Below are 22573 nucleotides of genomic sequence, written 5' to 3' on the forward strand. Positions count from 1 at the left end.
GAGCGTCGACGAGGAGGATTACCGCATGCGTGAGACGGAAACCGAGGCCGGAGCCGATTCCGGGTCAGGGAAGCGGGCGTTGGGAGTGGGCATGGTCGGCTACGCCTTCATGGGCGCCGCCCACTCCCAGGGCTGGCGCACCGTGGGGCGCGTCTTCGACCTGCCGGTGCGGCCGGTGCTCTCGGCCGTCTGCGGCCGCGACGGCGACGCCGTGCGCGCCGCCGCCGACCGGCTCGGCTGGGCCGCCGCCGAGACCGACTGGCGCGCCCTGATCGCCCGTGACGACGTCGACCTCGTCGACATCTGCACGCCGGGCGACAGCCACGCGGAGATCGCCGTCGCCGCCCTGGAGGCGGGCAAGCACGTGCTGTGCGAGAAGCCTCTCGCGAACACCGTGGAGGAGGCCGAGGCGATGGCCGAGGCCGCCGAACGCGCCCGCGCGCGCGGCCAGGTGGCCATGGTCGGCTTCAACTACCGCCGGGTGCCCGCGCTCGCGCTCGCCCGCCGGATGGTCGTCGAAGGACGCCTCGGCGCGCTGCGCCACGTGCGCCTGACGTACCTTCAGGACTGGCTGGTCGACGCGGACTTCCCGCTCACCTGGCGGCTGCGCAAGGACCGGGCGGGCTCCGGGGCGCTCGGCGACCTCGGGGCGCACATCGTGGACCTCGCGCAGTACCTGGTGGGGGAGCCGGTGGCCGGGGTGTCGGCGCTCACCGAGACCTTCGTACGCGAACGGCCCGTCCTGGAGGGCGCGTCGAGCGGGCTCACGGCGGCGGGCGGCAGCCGGCTCGGCACGGTCACCGTCGACGACGCGGCGGTCTTCACGGGGCGGTTCCCGTCCGGCGCCCTCGCCTCCTTCGAGGCGACGCGCTTCGCGGCCGGCCGCAAGAACGCGCTGCGGCTCGAACTCAACGGCTCCGACGGCTCGTTGGCCTTCGACCTGGAGCGTCTGAACGAGCTCTCCTTCCACGACCACACCGAACCCGCCGCGTCGTCCGGCTTCCGCCGCATCCTCGTCACCGAGCCCGAACACCCGTATGTGGACGCCTGGTGGCCGCCGGGCCACGGCCTCGGCTACGAGCACACCTTCGTGCACCAGGCCCGCGACCTGCTGCACGCCATCGCCACCGGGGCGCGGCCCGAACCCTCCTTCGCCGACGGCCTGTCCGTGCAGCGGGTGCTCGCCGCGGTGGAGGAGAGCGCGGCGAAGAACTCCGTGTACACGCTGATCCCCGCCTGAGGAGGCCCCGTCATGCCCCGTAGGTTCACGCTCTTCACCGGCCAGTGGGCCGACCTGCCGCTCGAAGAGGTCTGCGCGCTCGCCCGCGACTTCGGCTACGACGGCCTCGAACTCGCCTGCTGGGGCGACCACTTCGAGGTCGACAAGGCGCTCGCCGACCCGGCCTACCTGGACGGGCGGCACGCGCTGCTCGACAAGTACGGGCTGAAGTGCTGGGCGATCTCCAACCACCTCGTCGGCCAGGCCGTCTGCGACGCGATCATCGACGAGCGGCACCGGGCGATCCTGCCCGCCCGCATCTGGGGCGACGGCGAGGCGGAGGGGGTGCGGCAGCGGGCCGCCGCCGAGATCAAGGACACGGCGCGGGCGGCCGCCGCCTTCGGCGTCGACACCGTCGTGGGCTTCACCGGCTCGTCGATCTGGCACCTCGTCGCGATGTTCCCGCCGGCCCCCGAGTCGATGATCGAGCGCGGCTACGAGGACTTCGCCGAGCGCTGGAACCCCATCCTGGACGTCTTCGACGCGCAGGGCGTGCGGTTCGCCCACGAGGTGCACCCGTCGGAGATCGCGTACGACTACTGGACCACGCACAAGGCCCTCGAAGCCGTCGGCCACCGTCCCGCGTTCGGGCTGAACTTCGACCCCTCGCACTTCGTGTGGCAGGACCTCGACCCGGTCGGCTTCCTCTACGACTTCCGTGACCGCATCTACCACGTCGACTGCAAGGAGGCCCGGCGCCGCCTGGACGGCCGCAACGGCCGCCTCGGCTCGCACCTGCCGTGGGGCGACCCGCGACGCGGCTGGGACTTCGTGTCGGCCGGCCACGGAGACGTGCCCTGGGAGGACGTCTTCCGGATGCTGCGCTCCATCGCGTACGACGGGCCCATCTCCGTGGAGTGGGAGGACGCGGGCATGGACCGCCTCCAGGGCGCGCCGGAGGCGCTGAAGCGCTTGAAAGCGTACGACTTCGAGGCGCCGACCGCGTCCTTCGACGCGGCGTTCGGCGGCTCCGACTAGTCAGGACCCGAATCGTGTTTGTCCACCGACAGGAAAAAGTTCAACTTCCGTCCTGCACAAGGGCTTTCCGCCCGGGACAAACGTAGCTACCGTCCCTGAGGTGTACAGGACATGAATGGTCCGGGGTGACGGCGCACCCCGGCGCACGGCGCACACACCCCGTACGATCGTCCCCCTTCCGGAGGAACCCCGTGCAGCAGAGGAAACGCCCGAGACTCCGCAGAACACTCGCCCTGCTCACCGGCACCGTACTCACCGGCGCCACCCTCACGCTCGCCGTACCGCAGGCCGGCGCCGCCCCGGCGGACCCGCCCGCGGCCACCGCCCCCGTCGCCGAGGACTTCCAGCAGGTCACCCTCGCCAAGGGCGAGCCCGAGACGGGCGAGCCGATGACGCTCTCCGTGCTCCCCGACCGCTCGGTCCTGCACACTTCCCGCGATGGCACGCTCCGTCTCACCGACGCGGCCGGCAACACCAAGATCGCCGGAAAGATACCGGTCTACACGCACGACGAAGAGGGCCTCCAGGGCGTCGCCATAGACCCGAAGTTCAGCGAGAACCGCGCGATCTACCTCTATTACGCGCCGCCGCTCGACACCCCCGCGGGCGACGCCCCGGAGAACGGAACGGCCGAGGACTTCAAGAAGTTCGAAGGCGTGAACCGCCTCTCCCGCTTCGTCCTGAAGGCCGACGGCACCCTGGACAACGCCAGCGAGAAGAAGGTCCTCGACGTCCCCGCGACCCGCGGCACCTGCTGCCACGTCGGCGGCGACATCGACTTCGACAAGGACGGCAACCTCTACCTGTCGACCGGCGACGACTCCAACCCCTTCGCCTCGGACGGCTTCACCCCCATCGACGAGCGGGCGAACCGCAACCCCGCCTTCGACGCCCGGCGCAGCGCCGGAAACACCAACGACCTGCGCGGCAAGATCCTGCGCATCAAGGTCGCCGCCGACGGCAGCTACACGGTCCCCGACGGCAACCTCTTCGCCAAGGGCACCGAGAAGACCCGCCCCGAGATCTACGCGATGGGCTTCCGCAACCCCTTCCGCATGAGCGTCGACAAGCCGACCGGCATCGTGTACGTCGGTGACTACGGGCCCGACGCCGGCGCGGCCGACCCCAAGCGCGGCCCCGCCGGACAGGTCGAATTCGCCCGCGTCACCAAGCCCGGCAACTTCGGCTGGCCCTTCTGCGTCGGCAAGAACGAGCCCTACGTCGACTACGACTTCGCCACCGGCACCTCCGGCGCGGCCTTCGACTGCGCGGCCCCCAAGAACGACTCGCGCCACAACACCGGCCTCACCGAGCTGCCGCCCGCGCAGGAGGCCTGGATCCCCTACGACGGCGGATCCGTCCCCGAGTTCGGCACCGGCTCCGAATCCCCGATGGGCGGACCCGTCTACCGCTACGACGCGGACAACACCTCCCCGGTCAAGTTCCCGGAGGCGTACGACGGCGACTACTTCGCCGGCGAGTTCGGCCGCCGCTGGATCAAGCGCATCGAGCACGGCTCGGACGGCACGGTCCAGTCCATCAACCCCTTCCCCTGGACGGGCACCCAGGTGATGGACATGGAGTTCGGCCCCGACGGCGCCCTCTACGTCCTCGACTACGGCACCGCCTGGTTCGGCGGCGACGAGAACTCCGGTCTCTTCCGCATCGAGAACGCCACCGACGGCCACTCCCCGGTCGCCGAGGCGAGCGCGTCGGTGACCAGCGGCCAGGCCCCCCTGCGCACGAAGTTCACCGCCAAGGCCACGGACGCCGACGGCGGCACGCTCACCTATTCGTGGGACTTCGGCGACGGTGGCAAGTCCACCCGGCAGAACCCCACGTACACGTACAAGAAGAACGGCGTCTACACGGCGACCGTGACCGTGAAGGACTCCACCGGACGCACCGGTTCGGCCAGCGCGCACATCACCGTCGGCAACACCGCACCCAAGGTCACCCTGGAACTCCCCGGTGACGGCCAGATGTTCACCTTCGGCGACAAGGTGCCCTTCAAGGTGAAGGTCACCGACCCCGAGGACGGGCCCGTCGACTGCACCAAGGTCAAGGTCACCCACATCCTCGGCCACGACAGCCACGGCCACCCGGTCACCTCGGCCAACGGCTGCTCCGGCACCATCCAGACCTCCGCGGACGGCGAGCACGACCCGAACGCCAACATCTTCGGGGTCTTCGACGCCGAATACACCGACAAGGGCGCGAACGGCCAGCCCGCGCTGACCACCCACGACCAGAACGTCGTCCAGCCCAAGCACCGCCAGGGCGAGCACTACAACGACGCCAAGGGCGTCTCCGTCGTCAACCACACCCCGGCGCACGGCGGCAAGACCGTCGGCGACATCCACAACGGCGACTGGGTCTCCTTCAAGCCCTACATCCTCGGCAACGCCACCAAGCTCACGGCGCGGGTCGCATCGGCCGGCTCCGGCGGCACCCTGGAGGTGCGCAGCGGATCGGCCGGCGGCAGGCTGCTCGGCGTCGCGAAGGTGACACCGACCGGTGGCTGGGAGAAGTACGCCGACGTCAGCACGGCGATCAGCAAGCCGCCGACGAAGACCACGACGCTCTTCCTGGTCTTCAAGGGCAAGGGCTCGGGGGCGCTCTACGACCTCGACGACTTCACCTTCACCACCAGCACCAGCTCCGGCTGAGGAAGGGGCGAGCACCATGCGCAGACGCGCACGGCTCATGACCGCGACCGCGGCCGCCGCACTGCTCATCGGGTGCGTCTCGGGCCCCGCGGCCTCCAAACCCGGCCCGGACCGCGCGGGCGAACGGGTCCTGGTCTTCTCCAAGACCGCGGGCTTCCGGCACGACTCCATCCCCACCGGCATCGCGACCGTCAAGGAACTCGGCGCCGCCAACGGCTTCGCCGTCGACGCCACCGAGGACGCGGCCTCCTTCACCGCCGCCAACCTGGCCAAGTACGGCGCCGTGATCTGGATGTCGACCACCGGGGACGTCCTGAACACCGAACAACAAGGGGTTTTCGAGCGGTACATCCGCGACGGCGGCGCCTACGTCGGCGTGCACGCCGCGGCCGACACCGAGTACGACTGGCCCTTCTACGGCGGGCTCGCGGGCGCCTACTTCCAGTCCCACCCCGCGATCCAGCCCGCGAAGGTCCACGCCGAGGACCACGCCCACCCGGCCACCTCCCACCTGGGCACCGGAGCCTGGGACCGCACCGACGAGTGGTACAACTACCGCGCCAATCCCCGGGACAAGGCCCGCGTCCTCGCCACCCTCGACGAGACGTCGTACACGGGCGGCACGATGGCGGGCGACCACCCCATCGCCTGGTGCCAGAGCGACTACCAGGGCGGCCGCTCCTTCTACACCGGCGGCGGCCACACCAAGGAGTCCTACGCCGAACCGGCCTTCCGCAAGCACCTGCTGGGCGGCATCCGCTGGGCCGTCGGCGCGGTCCAGGCCGACTGCCGGCCCGAGAAGGGCTACACCCCGCTCTTCGACGGAACGGCGGACTCGCTGACGGGCTGGAAACAGGCCGGCCCGGGTTCGCTCGCGCTGGACGAGGACGACGGAACGCTCACCACCGTCGGTGGCATGGGCATGCTCTGGTACGACCGGCGCGAACTCGGCTCGTACTCCCTCAAGCTCGACTGGCGCATGCGCGGCGACGACAACTCCGGCATCTTCGTCGGCTTCCCGCGCTCCGACGACCCCTGGTCCGCCGTGAACAACGGCTACGAGATCCAGATCGACGCCACGGACGTCCCCGCGAAGACCACGGGCTCCGTCTACGGCTTCCGGTCCGCCGACCTGAAGAGGCGCGACAAGGCGCTGAACCCGCCGGGGGAGTGGAACACCTACGAGATCCGCGTCGAGGGCGAACGCCTTCGCGTCTACCTCAACGGAGTCAAGATCAACGACTTCACCAACACCGATCCGGCGCGAAGCCTGCGCCAAGGCCACATCGGCATCCAGAACCACGGCGACGCCGACGAGGTCTCCTTCCGGAACATCCGGGTGAAGGACCTGCCGGCCCGCCGCTAGACGACGGCGGGCGGAGGACGCCGGACCTCCGCCCGCCGTCTTGCACCGCACTCCGTTCGTCGAACCCGGTGACCCATATAGGGCCCCCGGGTCGTGTCCCGAGCTCCAGAGCCATGGCAGGAGGCAGCCGTGTCCACATCCGCGACCTCTACATCTGCGCCCTCTACTTCCCCCCTCGGGACATCGCCCGCCGGACCCGTCGGGCCCGTCGGTGTATGGCTGATCGGCGCACGCGGCTCGGTCGCGACCACGGCCGTCGCGGGCTGCGCGGCGGTGGCCGCCGGACTGCACGCGCCCACCGGCATGGTGACCGAGACCCCGCCCTTCCTGGACCACGGCCTGCCAACGTTGTCCTCCCTCGTCTTCGGCGGCCACGACACCACGAGCTGCCCCCTGCCCAAACGCGCCGAGGAACTCGCCGCGGGCGGCGTCCTGCCGCACGGCCTCCCCTCGGCGGTACGCGCCGAACTCGCCGCCGCCGACGCCGAGATACGCCCCGGCGGCCCCCAGCCCGGCGACACCCGCAGCGACGAGGAACTCATCGACGCCTTCACCGCCGACCTCCGCGACTTCGTACGCCGCCGCGGACTGGCCCGCGCGGTGGTGGTGAACGTCGCCTCCACCGAACCGCGCCCCGCGGACGGCGACGAACGACTGCCCGCCAGCTCCCTCTACGCCGCAGCCGCCCTCCGTGCCGGCTGCCCCTACGTCAACTTCACCCCCTCCACGGGCCTTGACCACCCCCGCCTCACCGAGGCGGCACGCACCTCCGGCCTCCCCTATGCCGGCCGTGACGGCAAGACCGGCCAGACCCTGCTCCGCTCCGTGCTCGGCCCGATGTTCGCGCAACGGGCCCTCGCCGTGCGCGCCTGGTCCGGCACGAACCTCCTGGGCGGCGGCGACGGCGCCGCCCTGGCCGACCCGGCGGCCGCCGCCGCGAAGAACGCGGGCAAGGAACGCGTCCTGGCCGACACACTGGGCACCGCCCCCGAAGGCGAGGTCCACATAGACGACGTGCCCTCCCTCGGCGACTGGAAGACGGCCTGGGACCACATCGCCTTCGACGGCTTCCTCGGCACCCGCATGGTCCTCCAGACCACCTGGCAGGGCTGCGACTCGGCTCTCGCCGCCCCCTTGATCCTCGACCTTGCCCGCCTCACCTCCCGCGCCCACGCGCAAGGCCTTTCCGGCCCCCTCCCCGCCCTCGCCTTCTACTTCAAGGACCCGGACCCCGGCGCCCCCGCCGCCCTGGGCGACCAGTTCGCGTCCCTCCTGGACTTCGCGGAGTGGTTGGGGGAGGGGGGCCGGTGAGCGGCGGGTGTGAGGGACGTGGGGGACGGGAGGGGCGTGTGTTGTGTGAGAGTCGTGAGGGTTCTAGGAGGCGTAAGGGACTTAGGGGGCCTGAGGGGCAGGGGGGTGCGGGCCTTGCGGCGGCGGCATGCCATCGCTCGGCCTTCGGGGACGCCCTGCCGGTAGGTGAGGTCGCATGAGTACCGCACATCCCGCCGCCCGCGCCTGGGCCGAACTCCTCCGCCTGCCCGCCCTGTTCACCGTCCCCGGCGACGCCCTCGCCGGAGCAGCGGCCACCAACCTGCGCCCCAACCACCGCACCCTCCTTGCCATCGGCTCCTCCCTCTGCCTGTACGAGGCCGGCATGGCCCTCAACGACTGGGCGGACCGCACCGAGGACGCCGTCGAACGCCCCCATCGCCCCCTGCCGTCCGGCCGCATCACCCCACCCGCGGCCCTCGCCGCCGCGACCGCCCTCACCGTCACGGGCCTGGCCCTCGCCTCCCGCGTGGGCCGCCCGTCCCTCGCGACGGCGGGCGCCCTGGCCGGAACGGTGTGGGCCTACGACCTCCACCTGAAGCACACGCCCGCCGGACCGGCCGCCATGGCCGCCGCACGCGGCCTCGACCTGCTCCTCGGCGCGACCGCCACCGCGGGTGCCGGCCACGGCCCGAGCGCCAAGGCCGCCGCCCCTTCCGCCGGAATCCTCGCCGCCCACACCCTCGCCGTCACCGTGGTCTCCCGCCGCGAGGCCCAAGGCGGCTCCTCGGCCGCCCCCTTGGCCGCACTGGCGGCGACGGCTGCGCTGGCACGGCTGGTGGGCGGTGGCCCGGGCAGTGGAGGTGGGCCTGGCAGCGGGGACGGTGGGGACGGCCACCGGAGCGGTGCGCGGGGCACCTTCCGGGGCAGTCGGAGTGGTCCAGGTGACCGTGCGGGTGGCTGCGGTCCTCGGAGCGCGCGAAGTGGTCTTCGTCCCGGTCGGAGCGGGTTCCGTCTCGGGCGGGGAGGCCTCCCGGACGGTCGGGACGTCGGCGCAACCCTCCGTACCGGCCGCCAAGCCCTCCGCGGCGCGCTCGCACTCGCCTACGTCGGGACCGCCGCCAAACCCCTCTTCCACGCCGCCCTCAACCCGTCACCTCCCCTCACCCAGCGGGCCGTCGGCGGCGGTATCCGCGCCATGATCCCGTTGCAGGCCGCCCTCGCCGCCCGCGCCGGCGCCGCGGGCACCGCCCTGCTGACCGCGGCCCTCGCCCCCGCCGCCCGCAAGTTCGCACGGAAGGTGAGCGTCACATGACGGGCACGCCCCCACCGCACCCCCACCCGGCCGACGGGCTCCGCTTCGGCTACGGCACCAACGGCCTCACCGACCTCCGCCTCGACGACGCCCTCGGCCTCCTCGCCGACCTCGACTATGCGGGCGTCGGCCTGACCCTCGACCACATGCACCTCGACCCCCTCGCCCCCGACCTTGTCGCCCGCACCCGACAGGTGGCCCGCAGGCTCGACCGGCTCGGTCTGACCGCCACCGTCGAAACGGGCGCCCGCTATGTCCTGGACCCGCGCCACAAGCACGGCCCCTCCCTCCTCGACCCCGACCCGGAACGCCGGGCCGCCCGTGTCCGCCTGCTCATCCGCGCCGTCCAGGTCGCCGCCGACCTGGGCGCCCACGCCGTGCACTGCTTCAGCGGCATCACCCCGGCGGGCACCTCGGACGACACCGCGTGGCAGCGCCTCGCCGACGCCCTCGGTCCCGTACTCGACGCCGCGTCCGGCGCCGGCATCCCGCTCGCTGTCGAACCCGAACCAGGCCACCTCCTCTCCTCCCTCGCCGACTTCCACCGACTGCGCCACGCACTCGACGACCCTGAACCCGGGCTGCTCGGTCTCACCCTCGACATCGGCCACTGCCAGTGCCTCGAACCACTCCCTCCCGCGGACTGCGTGCGCGCCGCCGCCCCCTGGCTGCGGCACGTCCAGATCGAGGACATGCGCCGTGGAGTCCATGAACACCTGCCCTTCGGAGACGGAGAGATCGACTTCCCGCCCGTCCTCGAAGCGCTGGCCGCCGTCGGCTACCAAGGGCTGACCGTCGTCGAACTCCCACGCCACTCCCACGCGGGCCCCGACCTCGCCGCCCGCTCCATCGACTTCCTGCGCCGAGCCGCAGCCGCAGCCGCCGCCCCGGTGACCGCCACCGCCGGCTCTGCCCCTGCACCTGCCCCTGCCTCTGCGGCTGCCGAAGGAGGTACCTCGTGACCGAAGCCCCCGAGATCGCCGCCCTCCGAGCCCGCCTCGAAGCCGAACTCGGCGGAGCCGCCCGCGCCTGGCTCGACCAGGCCACCGCCGAGGCCGCCGCCCACGGAGAGCGACCGGAGCGGGATCGGCAGGGCCCGCTTCCCACGTGGGAGTTGCGGTTCGCCGAAGCCGGACGACGCTGCGGCCCCGAGTACGCCGAGGCGGCCCGCATCCTGCTTCTGCACGCGGCGAACGCGACCCCGGCCACCGTCGCCCGCGTCTACGCCCAGGGCACCGCCGACGAGCGCCGCGCCGTCCTGCGGGCCCTGCCCCACCTGGTGCCCGGCCCCGAAGCCCTGCCCCTGGTCGAGGACGCCCTCCGCACCAACGACACGAGGCTCGTCGCCGCGGCGGTCGGCCCCTATGCCGCCACGCACCTCGCCCCGCACGACTGGCGCCACGCCGTCCTCAAGTGCCTGTTCACCGGAGTTCCGCTGGATGCCGTCGCCGACCTTTCGAGGCGCGCCCGTGGGGACGGTGAACTCGCCCGGATGCTCGGCGACTACGCGAGCGAGCGGACCGCGGCCGGCCGTACCGTCCCCGGTGACCTGCATCGCGCCCTGCGTCTGACCGCCCCAGAGCCCCCCGAGCCCCCCGACCTTTCCCCGGCCCCCACGGGCCTCGTGGGTCCTCCGTCCGGCGACGAGCAGGAGTCCTGATGCGCATCTTCGATCCCCACATCCACATGACCTCCCGCACCACCGACGACTATCAGGCGATGTACGCCGCCGGTGTCCGCGCAGTCGTGGAACCCGCCTTCTGGCTCGGCCAGCCCCGCACCTCGCCGGCCTCCTTCTTCGACTACTTCGACTCCCTCCTCGGCTGGGAACCCTTCCGTGCCGCCCAGTACGGCATCGCCCACCACTGCACGATCGCCCTCAACCCCAAGGAGGCGAACGACCCCCGCTGCACACCCGTCCTCGACGAACTGCCCCGCTATCTCGTCAAGGACAACGTCGTCGCCGTCGGGGAGATCGGCTACGACTCCATGACGCCGGCCGAGGACACCGCGCTCGCCGCCCAGCTGCAGCTCGCCGCCGACCACGAGCTGCCCGCCCTCGTACACACCCCGCACCGCGACAAGCTCGCAGGGCTGCGCCGCACGATCGATGCCGTCCGCGAGTCCGCCCTGCCCCTGGACCGCGTCCTGATCGACCACCTCAACGAGACCACCGTCAAGGAGGCCAAGGACAGCGGCTGCTGGCTCGGCTTCTCCGTCTATCCCGACACCAAGATGGACGAGGACCGCATGGTGGCGATCCTGCGTGACTTCGGACCCGACCGGGTGCTGATCAACTCCGCCGCCGACTGGGGAAAGAGCGACCCCCTCAAGACCCGCAAGGTCGCCGACGCCATGCTGGCGAGCGGGTTCGGCGAGGACGACGTCGACCTCGTGCTGTGGCGCAACCCCGTGGCCTTCTACGGTCTCAGCGGCCGGCTCCGGCTCGACGTGCGGGAACCTGACGCGGCGACCCACGAGGGCAACTCCATCCTGCGCGGCGGGGCGTGAGCCATGCGCTTCCGGCACCCCGACGGCTCCACCGTCCACCTCGCCTACTGCACGAACGTCCACCCGGCCGAGACCCTCGACGGCGTGCTCGCCCAGCTCCGCGACCACTGCGAGCCCGTGCGCAAACGGCTCGGCAGGGACCGCATCGGCATCGGTCTCTGGCTCGCCAAGGACGCCGCCCACGCCCTCGTCACCGACCCCGCCGCACTGCGCGGCCTGCGCACCGAACTCGACCGGCGCGGCCTCGAAGTCGTCACACTCAACGGCTTCCCCTATGAGGGCTTCGGCGCCGAACAGGTCAAGTACCGGGTGTACAAGCCGGACTGGACTGACCCGGAGCGCCTCTCCCACACCACCGAGCTGGCCCGGCTGCTCGCCGCCCTGCTCCCCGACGACGTCACCGAAGGCACCATCTCCACCCTTCCGCTCGCCTGGCGCGCCCCCTTCGACGCCGCCCGCGCCGAGGCCGCCCGCATCGCCCTCACCGCGCTCGCCCAGCGCCTCGACGCACTCGCCGAACTGACCGGCCGATCCATCCGCGTCGGCCTCGAACCGGAACCCGGCTGCACCGTCGAGACCACCGCCGACGCCATCGCCCCGCTCACCGCGGTCGGCCACGACCGCATCGGTGTCTGTGTCGACACCTGCCACCTCGCCACCTCCTTCGAGGATCCCGGGGCCGCACTCGACGCTCTCGCCGCCGCGGACATCCCCGTCGTCAAGTCGCAGCTGTCCGCCGCGCTCCATGCCGAACACCCCCACCTTCCCGACGTACGCGAGGCACTCGCCGCCTTCGACGAACCCCGCTTCCTCCACCAGACCCGGACCCTGACCCACGCCGGCCTGCGCGGCACCGACGACCTCGGCGAAGCACTCACCGCCGACGCCCTGCCGGACACGGCACCCTGGCGCGCCCACTTCCACGTCCCCCTGCACGCCGCTCCCGCCGCGCCGCTCACCTCCACACTCCCCGTGCTCCAGGACGTCCTGACCCGGCTCGTCGGCGGACCCGTCCCCCTCACCCGCCACCTCGAGGTCGAGACCTACACCTGGCAGGCCCTCCCGCCCGACCTGCGCCCGCGCGGCCGGCCCCAGCTCGCCGAGGGCATCGCCGCCGAACTCGCCCTCGCCCGCGACCTCCTGACCGACCTCGGCCTCAAGGAACTGCCATGACCCCGACCCCCTTGCTGGTTCTTGACGTCGTCGGCCTCACTCCGCGTCTCCTCGACCACATGCCCCACCTCAAAACGCTCGGCCAGTCCGGCTCCAGAGCGCCGCTCGGCACCGTCCTGCCCGCCGTCACCTGCGCCGCCCAGTCCACCTTCCTCACCGGCACCACCCCCGCCGAACACGGCATCGTCGGCAACGGCTGGTACTTCCGTGAACTCGGCGACGTACTCCTGTGGCGGCAGCACAACGGCCTCGTCTCCGGGGACAAACTGTGGGACGCCGCCCGCCGCGCGCACCCCGGCTACACCGTCGCCAACATCTGCTGGTGGTACGCCATGGGCGCCGACACCGACTTCACCATCACCCCCCGACCCGTCTACTACGCCGACGGCCGCAAAGAGCCCGACTGCTACACCCGGCCCCCGGACCTCCACGACGAACTCACCGAGAAACTCGGCACCTTCCCCCTCTTCCACTTCTGGGGACCCGGCGCGGACATCGTGTCCAGCCGCTGGATCGTGGACGCCACCCGGCACGTCATCGACACCCGCCACCCCGACCTGGCCCTGTGCTACCTCCCTCACCTCGACTACGACCTGCAGCGGTTCGGCCCCGACGACCCGCGCTCCTTCCGGGCGGCCGCCGACCTGGACGCGACCCTCGCCCCCCTCTTGGACGACGCGAGGGCGGAGGGGCGCACCGTCGTCGCGCTCTCCGAGTACGGCATCACCCGGGTGAACCGGCCCGTCGACATCAACCGGGTACTCCGCCGCGCGGGTCTGCTGGAGGTGCACACCCAGGACGGCATGGAGTACCTCGACCCGATGGCGTCCCGCGCCTTCGCCGTCGCCGACCACCAGATCGCCCACGTCTACGTCCGCCGCCCGGAAGACCTCGACGCCACGCGCGCCGCCCTCGAGGACGTGCCCGGAATCGAGCAGCTCCTCGACGACGAGGGCAAGAAGGCACACCACCTGGACCACCCGCGCTCCGGTGAGCTCGTCGCCGTCGCGGACCCGGAAGCCTGGTTCACGTACTACTACTGGCTCGACGACGCTCGCGCGCCCGACTTCGCGCAGCTCGTCGAGATCCATCGCAAACCCGGCTACGACCCGGTCGAGCTCTTCATGGACCCCGAGGACCCGTACGTCCGCGTCAAGGCCGCGGGCGCGCTGGCCCGCAAGAAGCTCGGCATGCGCTACCGCATGGCGGTCGTGCCCCTGGACCCCTCACCTATTCGCGGCAGCCATGGCCGCCTTCCCACGAGCGAGGACGACAGTCCGCTCATTCTGTGCTCCACCCCCCGCGCCGTCAGCGGCCGCGTCGCGGCCACCGATGTGAAATCGCTCCTGCTCGACCTGGCGGGCCTGCGGTGACGGCCGCCTGCCCGCGTCGCTGAATCTCTTTGATCTCCACTGAACCAGACGGCTCGGGCCCTGCCATCAGGGCCCGACCCTCAGTGATCCCTGACCCGTTCTTCGAACCCATCCCTGACGCGTCCCTGAGCCAGCCGAGGAGAATCGCATGATCCGCAAGCCGTCCTCCACCGATCCCGAACTCGCCAGCAGACTCAGCCGGCGCGGCGTGCTCGGCGTGGCCGCCGGTGCGACCGCCGCGGCCCTCGTCGGCGCGGCCGCCCCGACTGCCTCCGCCGCCTCCGGCAAGGGCCGTGGGCGTCCCGTCCTGCCGCCCGGCCGGCTCGGCATCCAGCTCTACAGCCTCCGCGACAAGGTCTCCACTCTCGGATTCGCGCCCGTCTTCGCCGAGTTGGAGAAGTACGGCTACGACGAGATCGAATTCGCCGGCTACACCCAGGGCTCGGCGGGCGCCATCACCCTCGCCCAGCTCAAGGCGCTGGCGCGCGACCACGGCCTGCACCCCATCGGCTCGCACGTCGGCTACTACGCCGACAACAACCCCAACGCGTACACGTTCGCGCAGAACCTCACCAAGGTCCTCGACGACGCCGAGGCACTCGGCCTGAAGCACATCGGCACCGCGTCGGGGCCCTTCCGCTACGGCACCACCGTCGACGCCTGGAAGCGTGCGGCGGAGGACTTCAACACGTACGGCGAAGCGGCCCGCAAGCGCGGCATGAAGTTCTACCAGCACAACCACGCCGAGGAGTTCTCCTTCGCCACCGACAAGCCGAAGGTCCGGCTCTACGACGTGCTGCTCGCCGAGACCGACCCCGACTTCGTGTACCTGGAGATGGACATCTACTGGGCCTACAGCGCCCAGTTCCGGTTCGGCAAGCGGCTCGACGGCACCCCCGCCCCCTTCAACCCGCTCGACTACGTACTCAAGCAGCCCCACCGCTACCCGTTGTTCCACGTCAAGGACGGCATCCGCGACGAGACCACGCGCGACGGCTACCGCATGACGGACGTCGGCGACGGCGACATCGACTACAAGAAGTTCCTGTCCAAGGTGACCGCGCGCACCCACCACGGCAAGCGCTACCACCACTGGCAGACCGAGCACGACAACCCCGCGGAGTCCTACGCCTTCGCCCGCAAGTCCAGCGAGCACCTGCACTCGCTGCGGACCGGCCGCTGCGGCGACTGACCGCCCGACGGCACGGAGGGCCCTCCTACCGCCCGGTAGGAGGGCCCTCCGGAGCTGCTGGTCCGGGCGGTTCCCAGGGGACGGGGACGCCAGGGGCGGTAAGCGCCCCGTCACTCCTGGTGAGGCCCTGGGTGGGCGGATACGCAGGTGAAAGGCACTCCGAAACCTTGGTATTGTTGTCCATGTCGCCGCGGGGAACACCCCAGGGCGGCAGACACCTGGTCCGGGTGGCGGAATGGCAGACGCGCTAGCTTGAGGTGCTAGTGCCCTTTATCGGGCGTGGGGGTTCAAGTCCCCCCTCGGACACAAGTAGCACAAGTAGCAAGTGCAAGTGAGCAAGCGAGAACCCCAGGATTTCTGTCCTGGGGTTCTTCTGCGTTCAGCGGCCGGAGGTCGGTTCCGGGGTCGGCGTCATGGCGTCGCTCTCCGCCCACAGTGACCGTACGTGACCGAGGTGCCGCGCCATGCATTGTTCCGCGGCCTCGGCGTCGCCCGAGAGCATCAGGTCGAGGAGTTCGATGTGCTCCTCGGCCGAGGGGGTCAGCTGGTCGCGTTCGGCCAGGGTCGTCAGGCCGTAGAGGCGGGAGCGCTTGCGGAGGTCGCCGACCGTCTCGACCAGCCGGTCGTTGCCCGAGAGGGCGAGGAGCGAGAGGTGGAAGCGGCGGTCGGCCTCCAGGTAGGCGATCAGGTCGTGGTTGCGGGCGGCGCGGACGATCTCCTCCGCGACCGGGCGCAGCACCTCCAGATCCTCGCGGGCCGCGGTGCGGGTGATCCGGCCGATCATGGGCACCTCGATCAGGCCGCGGATCTCCGTGTACTGGTCGAGGTCGCGCTCATTGACCTCGGTGACCCGGAAACCCTTGTTGCGGACCGGCTCGACCAGGCCCTCCCTCGCCAGGTCGAGCATCGCCTCACGCACCGGCGTGGCCGAGATGCCGAAGTCCTCGGCGAGGCCGGGCGCGGAGTAGATCTCGCCGGGGCGCAGTTCGCCGGAGATCAGGGCGGCGCGCAGGGCGTGGCCGACCTGGTCGCGCAGCCGCTCCCTGGTGGTGATGAGGTTCTTCTGCTTCAGGTGCCCCATGGTGTCCCCTCCGGTGGTCCCCGCGCCCGCGCGGATCACCAAAGTACAATGTCACGTTGCCAGTTGGGGGCCGGGGAGGTGGAGTGGGGCCGCAGGGTGCGTGCGGGGCTCGTAGTGGGGAGCCCGTAGGTATCAGAGCAGGAAGCCTGCGGGGAAAGGGTCGTCCGGGTCCAGGAAGTACTGGGCGGTGCCCGTGATCCAGGCCCGCCCGGTGATCCGGGGGACGACCGCGGGCAGGCCCGCCACCTCCGTCTCCGCCACCAGCCGGCCGGTGAACTCCGTGCCGATGAAGGACTCGTTGACGAAGTCGCGGTCCAGCGGTAGTTCGCCGCGGGCGTGCAGCTGGGCCATGCGCGCGGACGTGCCCGTCCCGCACGGCGAGCGGTCGAACCAGCCGGGATGGATGGCCATCGCATGCCGCGAACGGTGGGCGTCCGAGCCCGGCGCGGCCAGATAGACGTGCTTGACCCCGGCGATCTCCGGCTGCTCGGGGTGCGTCGGGCGGTCCGGCGACGCGTTGATCGCTTCCATGACGGCGAGGCCCGCCGCCAGCAGGTCGTCCTTGCGTGCGCGGTCGAACGGGAGCCCCAGCGCGTCGAGGTGGACGAAGGCGTAGAAGTTGCCGCCGTAGGCCATGTCGTACGTCACCGTGCCGTGGCCCGGCACCTCGACCTTGCGGTCCAGGCCGACGCAGAACGCGGGGACGTTGGTGAGCGTCGCCGACGTGGCCGCGCCGTCGCTCACGCGTACGTCTACGGAGACGAGGCCCGCCGGGGTGTCGAGGCGCACCGTCGTGACCGGCTCGGTGACTTGGACCATGCCGGTCTCGACCAGAACGGTGGCCACGCCTATCGTGCCGTGGCCGCACATGGGGAGGAGCCCGGACACCTCGACGTAGAGGACTCCGTAGTCGGCGTCCGGGCGGGTCGGGGGCTGGAGGATCGCGCCGCTCATCGCGGAGTGACCGCGCGGCTCGTACATCAGGAGGGTGCGGAGGTGGTCCAGATGTTCGATGAAGTGCAGCCTGCGGTCGGCCATGGTGACGCCGGGGAGTACTCCGACGCCGCCGGTGATCACGCGCGTGGGCATGCCTTCGGTGTGCGAGTCGACGGCGTGGAAGACGTGACGGGTGCGCATGGGTTCCTTCCATCGGGTCCGGTCCGGTCCGGTCCGGTCCGGTCCGGTCCGGTCCGGTCCGGTCCGGTTCGGTTCGGTCCGGTCGGTCGGTCGGGGGAGGGGTCAGCGGTGGCCTGCTGCCATCGCCTTCTCCGTGGCCGAACGCACCAGCGCCTCCGTCGGGCCGGACAGCGGTGAGCGCGGCGGGCGGGTCGGGCCGCCCCGGCGGCCCACGATGTCCATCGACAACTTGATGGCCTGCACGAACTCCGTCTTGGAGTCCTGGCGCAGGAGCGGGTGCAGCGAACGGTAGAGGGGCAGCGCTGTCTGCAGGTCCCCGGCGCAGGCGGCGTCGTAGAGCTCCACGCAGGTGGCGGGGAAGGCATTCGGGTAGCCGGCGATCCAGCCGACCGCGCCCGCGAGGGCGAGTTCGAGCAGTACGTCGTCGGCGCCGATCAACAGGTCAAGGTCCGGGGCGACCTCAGCGATCTCGTACGCCCTGCGCACGTCCCCGGTGAACTCCTTCACCGCCACGACGGTGCCCTCGCCGTGCAGCGCTGCCAGCAGGTCCGGGGTCAGGTCGACCCTGGTGTCGAACGGGTTGTTGTACGCGACCACGGGCAGGCCCGCCGCGGCGACCTCGGCGTAGTGGGCGCGTACGGCCTGTTCGTCTGCGCGGTAAGTGTTCGGCGGCAGGAGGAGCACGGAGCCGCAGCCCGCCTCCGCGGCCCGGTCGGCCCAGCGGCGGGACTCCGCGCTTCCGTAGGCGGCGACGCCCGGCATCACGCGGGCCCCGTCGCCCGAGGCCTCGACGGCGGTACGGACGACGCGGGCGCGCTCGTCGTCGGTGAGGGTCTGGTACTCGCCGAGGGAGCCGTTGGGGACGACGCCGTCGCAGCCGTTGCCGATGAGGTGGCTGACGTGCTCGGCGTACGCGTCGTAGTCGATGGAGAGGTCCTCGCGCAGGGGGAGCGCGGTGGCGACCATGATGCCGCGCCAGGGGCGGTCGGCGGTCCAGGTGGTGGCGGTCATGACGGCTGCCCTTCTGTCGGGTGGGGTGGGGTAGAGCGGGGTGCGGGGTGGGGGTCAGTCGGAGGGGGGTGATGTTTCTGAGGGCGGTGTTTCTGGGAGGGGCTGCTCTGGGAGGGCCGCGAGGGCGCCGAGCTGCACGGGTGTCGCCAGCGGGCGGCGGTCGGGGGGTGTGGAGGTGGGTGTGGGTGTGGGGGAGGGTGGGGAGTTCGTGAGGCAGGTGGTGGACCAGGCGCATGTGCGGCCCTGGCACCAGCCCATGCCCGCCCGGGTCAGGAGTTTCACGGTGCGTGCGTCCTGGGCGCCGTAGTCCGTGACGGCCTCGCGGATGCGGCCCGCGGTGACCTCCTCGCAGCGGCATACGTCCGTGTCGTCGGAGAGCCACCGCGTCCAGCCGGGGCCCGGGGCGTGTGCCGTGGCCATGACGTCGGCGAAGGCGTTCATACGGTCTCGGCGGCGGCGCAGGGCGCGTAGGTGTGAAAGTGGAGCGGGGCGTCGTCCGGTCAGCCGGGCCGTGATGGTGAGGGCGGCCAACTCGCCCTCCCGTATGGCTTTTTGGGCGCCGCCAATTCCTGATGTCTCGCCTGCCGCCCACAGGCCACGCAGTGACGTCTCCTGCAGCGGGCTCAGGGCCAGGGCGTGCGTGCCGTCGGCCGTGCGGCGGGTCATGCAGCCCAGGGTGGTCGCCAGGTCCGTCTGTGGGATCAGCCCGTGGCCGACGGCCAGGGCGTCGCAGGCGATGCGGCGGCCCGTGCCCGGTACCGGGCGCCAGTCGCGGTCGAGGCGGGAGACCGTCACCGCCTCCACCCGGTCGGTGCCGTGCGCCTCCGTCACCGCGTGGCGGGTGCGGACGCGCACCTTGTGGCGCAGCAGGCTCGCGCCGTGGAGCGCCGCCTCCGCCAGTTTGTGCGGCTGAGTGGCGAGTACGGCCGGGTGGCGGGCGTAGCGGAGGTACCCGGAGGCCTCGATCAGCTCGGGGACCTCCGCTCCCGCCGCGGTGAGCGACGCGGCCACCGCGAGCAGGAGGGGGCCGCTGCCCGCGACGACCACGCGCCGCCCGGGCAGGGCCAGGCCCGACTTGAGCATGGCCTGTGCGCCGCCGGCGCCCACCACGCCGGGCAGGGTCCAGCCGGGGAAGGGGAGGTGGCGTTCGTACGAGCCGGTGGCGAGGAGGAGCGCGCGGGAGCGGACGGTCATGGGGCGCTGCTCCTCGCCGGGCGCGCATCCGGTGCCGTGTTCGCCGTTCCGGCCCTCTGTGCAGTTCTCGTCGCCCGTGCCCTCGTCGCCCGTGCCCTCCTCGCCCGTGCCGTCTTCGCCCGTGACGGCGTGGACGGTCCAGTGGTCCTCCGCCTCGCGCGTGACCGTCCAGACGTGATGGCCGAAGAGGCGGGTGGCGTCGCTCGCCGCGAGCCGGTCGCGCAGGTCGGTGAACGTGGGCCAGTCGTGGTGCAGGGCTTGGGGGCGGGCGGCGCGCATGGCTGGGGCGGGGTGACGGTAGAACTGGCCTCCCGGCCGGCCCGCCGAGTCCAACAGAGCTACGGACAGGCCGAGTTCCGCTGCCGTCACCGCGCCTGCGAGGCCCGCGGGTCCGGCGCCGAGCACCGCGAGGTCGTACAGCGGCAGCCCGTCCGGCTCCAACGGCCCCTTTCGTGCCGCGGTCGTCTCAGATGTCGAGCCCGGCATGACCGTTCCCTTCCTGGGTGGTGACCGTGTCGCCGGGGCGGGCGGTGACCAGGCACGCCCGCCTGTTGGGCCGGCCGTTGACGGTCGCGAGGCAGTCGTAACACTGGCCGATGCCGCAGAACGCCCCGCGCGGGCGGCCGTCGACCCGGGTGGTCCGCCAGGAGAGGATCCCTGCGGACCAGAGTGCCGCGGCGACGGACTGACCCGGCAGCGCGTCGAGTTGCTGTCCGTCGAAGGTGATCGTGAAGGCGGTTCCGGGGACCCCGACGAGGTCGGCGGGGGTCCGCTCGTCGTCATGTGGCATGAGGGCGGCTCCTCTTGGCGGCCGTGCCGTGGGTGGGTGGGCGGGTAATGGTGCGTGCGTAGTGGTGGTGCGCGGTGTGGTGTGAGATCCGCGCGGGCTCATCGCTCTGTTTCCTGCCGCGTGCCGGCTCCCCGCGCGGAGTCCTGTCTCATGGCCCCTCCCGTGCGAAGCGGGACGGGGTGAACGGTGCCACGTCCAGGGGGAGTTCGGCGCCCGACAGCATCGCCGCGATCAGCGCCCCCGTCGCCGGTGCCAGGCCGATGCCCGCGCCCTCGTGGCCGCAGGCGTGCAGCAGGCCGGGGACGCGCGGGTCCGGGCCGATCGCCGGGAGGTGGTCGGGGAGGTAGGGGCGGAACCCCGCGTACGTGCGGATCGCCCGCACCGCCGCGAGGGCGGGGAACAGGGCGACCGCCTGGGCCGCGAGCCGCCGCAGGACCTCCACCGACAGGGTCCGGTCGAAGCCCACCCGCTCGCGGCTCGCCCCGATGAGGACCGGTCCCGCCGGAGTGCCCTCCACCACGGCCGACGTCTGCAGCGCCGCCGAGCCGCTGGCGACGTCGGCGACGTACTCCGCGGAGTACACCTTGTGGCGCACCACTCGCGGCAGCGGCTCCGTGACGAGGACGAAGCCGCGGCGAGGGAGCACCGGCAACTCCACGCCCGCCAGGCGCGCGAGTTCACCGCCCCACGTGCCGCCGGCGTTGAGCACATGGGGTGCCCGCACCTCGCCCCGCTGCGTCCGTACGCCCCGCACCTCGCCCTTCGTGCCGGTCAGAACCGCGGTGACCTCCTCGCCGAGCCGCAGGGTCAGGCGTCCGGCGTCGGCTGCCGCTCGCAGTAGGTGCGCGGTGGCGAGGGCGGGTTGCACCTGGGCGTCCTGCGGGTAGTGGAAACCGCCCGCGAGGCCCGGCGCCAGGTGTGGTTCGAAGTCGGTGAGGCGGTCGGCCGGGACCTCGGTCGCCGTGACGCCCGCCCGCGTCTGCGTCGCCGCGAAGTCCCGCAGCGCGGCGAGCCCCGGCTCGGTCGAGGCGACGACCAGGCCGCCCTTCGTCTCGTACTCGATGCGCGCGGGGAGTTCGGCGGCGAGCTCTCGCCACAACTGAGCGGAGAGCAAAGCCAGTTCGAGTTCTGGGCCGGGCTCCTTGTCCGATACGAGGAGGTTGCCCTCGCCCGCGCCGGTGGTGCCGCCCGCGACGGGGCCGCGGTCGATGACGGTGACGTCGAGTCCGGAACGGGTGGCGTAGTAGGCGCACGCGGCGCCGACGACGCCCGCCCCCACGATGATGAGGTCCGGCCGTCCGGACGGGTGTCTCGTGAGCACGGCAGTAATATTTCACATGGTACTCGTGCTGCCAAGAGGCGGTGTGTACAAGGGAGTTGAGTTGATTACCGGTCCGTCCGGGCGGGGAGGGTGAGAGTTCAGTCGCGGCGGTGGTGCGTGCCGGGCGTGTATCCGTACGCGCGGCGGAACACGTCGATAAACGCGCTGGTGGACGACCATCCGCAGCGGTGCGCGACCGTGGTGACCGGCATGCCGTCGGCCAGCATGCGCAGCGCGTGGTAGAGGCGCAGTTGGGTGCGCCACTGCGGAAACGTCATGCCCAACTCGCGGCGGAAGAGCCTGCTCAGGGTGCGCTCGCCCGCCCCTGCCGCGGCTGACAGCTCGGCCAGGCCGCGCGGGTCGGCGGGGTCTGTGTGCAGGAGATCGCAGACGGCCGTGAGGCGGGGATCCGTCGGGGCGGGCAGCTGCACGGGCTGCTGCGGTGACGCGCGCAACTGGTCGAGGAGTACGGCGCGCAGCCGGCGGCGCTCCGGGGACTCGTCGTCCGGGGTGCGGGTGCAGGCGAGGATCAGCTCGCGCAGGAGCGGGCTGACGGCGAGGACGGTCGGGGCGTCGAGGCCCAGCGGGTTCGTGCCGGCGGGCAGGCCGAGCAGGTGCAGGGCGAGGTGGCCGTGGGCGCGGTGCGCGTGCACGCATCCCGCGGGGACCCAGATCGCTCGGGTGCCCGGCGCGAACCAGGTACCCGCGTCGGTGGTGACGGCCACGACGCCGGAGCCCGCGTAGACGATCTGGTGGTCGTCGTGCCGGTGTGCGTCGATGCGTTCTCCGGGGGCCAGTTCCCGTGCGGCGGTGGGTGCTTCGGGGGTGTGGCGGATGTCCGGAGAAGCGTGGCGGATGTCCGCCGAGGCGTCCCCCGAGCGATCGTCGGCCTGCGGAGAGGCGTGGCGGATGTT

The 22573-nt window shown here is 72.0% G+C and carries 19 protein-coding genes and 1 tRNA gene; 13 read left to right on the forward strand and 7 right to left on the reverse strand.

The genetic code is table 11. The features are described from left to right. Nucleotides 1-25 precede the first annotated feature (25 nt). The 13 genes from ACI2L3_RS20985 (at nt 26) to ACI2L3_RS21045 (ending at nt 15431) form a co-directional block, all read left to right on the forward strand. Nucleotides 26-1240, forward strand: coding sequence for a Gfo/Idh/MocA family protein (locus ACI2L3_RS20985; protein WP_404753866.1), 1215 nt, complete (start codon nt 26-28; stop codon nt 1238-1240). A 12-nt stretch (nt 1241-1252) separates the two neighbouring features. Continuing rightward, a complete protein-coding gene (locus ACI2L3_RS20990) occupies nt 1253-2257 on the forward strand; it encodes a sugar phosphate isomerase/epimerase family protein (protein WP_404753867.1) in 1005 nt (334 codons plus the stop codon). 191 nt (nt 2258-2448) lie between these two features. Further along, complete coding sequence (locus tag ACI2L3_RS20995; RefSeq protein WP_404753868.1) at nt 2449-4926, forward strand: PQQ-dependent sugar dehydrogenase; 2478 nt, start codon at nt 2449-2451, stop codon at nt 4924-4926. 16 nt (nt 4927-4942) lie between these two features. Next, complete coding sequence (locus tag ACI2L3_RS21000) at nt 4943-6292, forward strand: ThuA domain-containing protein (RefSeq protein ID WP_404753869.1); 1350 nt, start codon at nt 4943-4945, stop codon at nt 6290-6292. A 129-nt stretch (nt 6293-6421) separates the two neighbouring features. Further along, a complete protein-coding gene (locus ACI2L3_RS21005; protein ID WP_404753870.1) occupies nt 6422-7603 on the forward strand; it encodes an inositol-3-phosphate synthase in 1182 nt (393 codons plus the stop codon). Nucleotides 7604-7778: 175 nt separating this feature from the next. Beyond that, nucleotides 7779-8876 (forward strand): SCO3242 family prenyltransferase, encoded by a 1098-nt coding sequence (locus tag ACI2L3_RS21010; RefSeq protein ID WP_404753871.1) that lies wholly within the window; start codon nt 7779-7781, stop codon nt 8874-8876. Further along, on the forward strand, nt 8873-9838 hold the full coding sequence (locus tag ACI2L3_RS21015) for a sugar phosphate isomerase/epimerase family protein (RefSeq protein WP_404753872.1): 966 nt from the start codon (nt 8873-8875) through the stop codon (nt 9836-9838). The genes ACI2L3_RS21010 and ACI2L3_RS21015 overlap by 4 nt, the downstream gene beginning before the upstream one ends. Next, the gene (locus ACI2L3_RS21020; protein ID WP_404753873.1) at nt 9835-10536 is read left to right on the forward strand and encodes an EboA domain-containing protein; all 702 of its coding nucleotides are present in this window, start codon (nt 9835-9837) and stop codon (nt 10534-10536) included. Before ACI2L3_RS21015 ends, ACI2L3_RS21020 begins: the two co-directional genes overlap by 4 nt. Further along, a complete protein-coding gene (locus tag ACI2L3_RS21025; protein WP_404753874.1) occupies nt 10536-11387 on the forward strand; it encodes a TatD family hydrolase in 852 nt (283 codons plus the stop codon). The genes ACI2L3_RS21020 and ACI2L3_RS21025 overlap by 1 nt, the downstream gene beginning before the upstream one ends. A gap of 3 nt (nt 11388-11390) precedes the next feature. Then, nucleotides 11391-12560, forward strand: a complete 1170-nt coding sequence (eboE, locus tag ACI2L3_RS21030; protein WP_404753875.1) for a metabolite traffic protein EboE — start codon at nt 11391-11393, stop codon at nt 12558-12560. Beyond that, nucleotides 12557-13933 carry a nucleotide pyrophosphatase/phosphodiesterase family protein gene (locus ACI2L3_RS21035; protein WP_404753876.1) on the forward strand — a complete coding sequence of 459 codons (1377 nt, stop codon included), beginning with the start codon at nt 12557-12559 and terminating at the stop codon, nt 13931-13933. Before eboE ends, ACI2L3_RS21035 begins: the two co-directional genes overlap by 4 nt. A 148-nt stretch (nt 13934-14081) precedes the next feature. Further along, nucleotides 14082-15125 carry a sugar phosphate isomerase/epimerase family protein gene (locus ACI2L3_RS21040; protein ID WP_404753877.1) on the forward strand — a complete coding sequence of 348 codons (1044 nt, stop codon included), beginning with the start codon at nt 14082-14084 and terminating at the stop codon, nt 15123-15125. Between the two features lie 221 nt (nt 15126-15346). Further along, nucleotides 15347-15431 (forward strand) — tRNA-Leu (locus ACI2L3_RS21045). A gap of 73 nt (nt 15432-15504) precedes the next feature. Here the strand turns inward: ACI2L3_RS21045 and ACI2L3_RS21050 are convergent. The 7 genes from ACI2L3_RS21050 to ACI2L3_RS21080 form a co-directional block, all read right to left on the reverse strand. After that, nucleotides 15505-16206: a GntR family transcriptional regulator gene (locus ACI2L3_RS21050; RefSeq protein ID WP_404753878.1), complete on the reverse strand. Its 702-nt coding sequence runs from the start codon at nt 16204-16206 to the stop codon at nt 15505-15507. A gap of 132 nt (nt 16207-16338) precedes the next feature. Next, entirely contained in the window at nt 16339-17343 is a 1005-nt protein-coding gene (locus ACI2L3_RS21055) for a proline racemase family protein (RefSeq protein WP_404753879.1), read from the reverse strand. A 102-nt stretch (nt 17344-17445) separates the two neighbouring features. Next, entirely contained in the window at nt 17446-18354 is a 909-nt protein-coding gene (locus ACI2L3_RS21060; protein ID WP_404753880.1) for a dihydrodipicolinate synthase family protein, read from the reverse strand. Between the two features lie 54 nt (nt 18355-18408). Further along, a complete protein-coding gene (locus ACI2L3_RS21065; RefSeq protein WP_404753881.1) occupies nt 18409-20034 on the reverse strand; it encodes an NAD(P)/FAD-dependent oxidoreductase in 1626 nt (541 codons plus the stop codon). Continuing rightward, nucleotides 20015-20338, reverse strand: coding sequence for a (2Fe-2S)-binding protein (locus tag ACI2L3_RS21070; RefSeq protein WP_404753882.1), 324 nt, complete (start codon nt 20336-20338; stop codon nt 20015-20017). The genes ACI2L3_RS21065 and ACI2L3_RS21070 overlap by 20 nt, the downstream gene beginning before the upstream one ends. Nucleotides 20339-20486: 148 nt before the next feature. Continuing rightward, a complete protein-coding gene (locus ACI2L3_RS21075) occupies nt 20487-21659 on the reverse strand; it encodes an NAD(P)/FAD-dependent oxidoreductase (protein ID WP_404753883.1) in 1173 nt (390 codons plus the stop codon). Between the two features lie 98 nt (nt 21660-21757). Then, entirely contained in the window at nt 21758-22516 is a 759-nt protein-coding gene (locus ACI2L3_RS21080) for an AraC family transcriptional regulator (RefSeq protein ID WP_404754040.1), read from the reverse strand. Nucleotides 22517-22573: the final 57 nt, after the last annotated feature.

The organism is Streptomyces sp. NPDC029674 (assembly GCF_044903205.1).
Classification (GTDB): domain Bacteria; phylum Actinomycetota; class Actinomycetes; order Streptomycetales; family Streptomycetaceae; genus Streptomyces.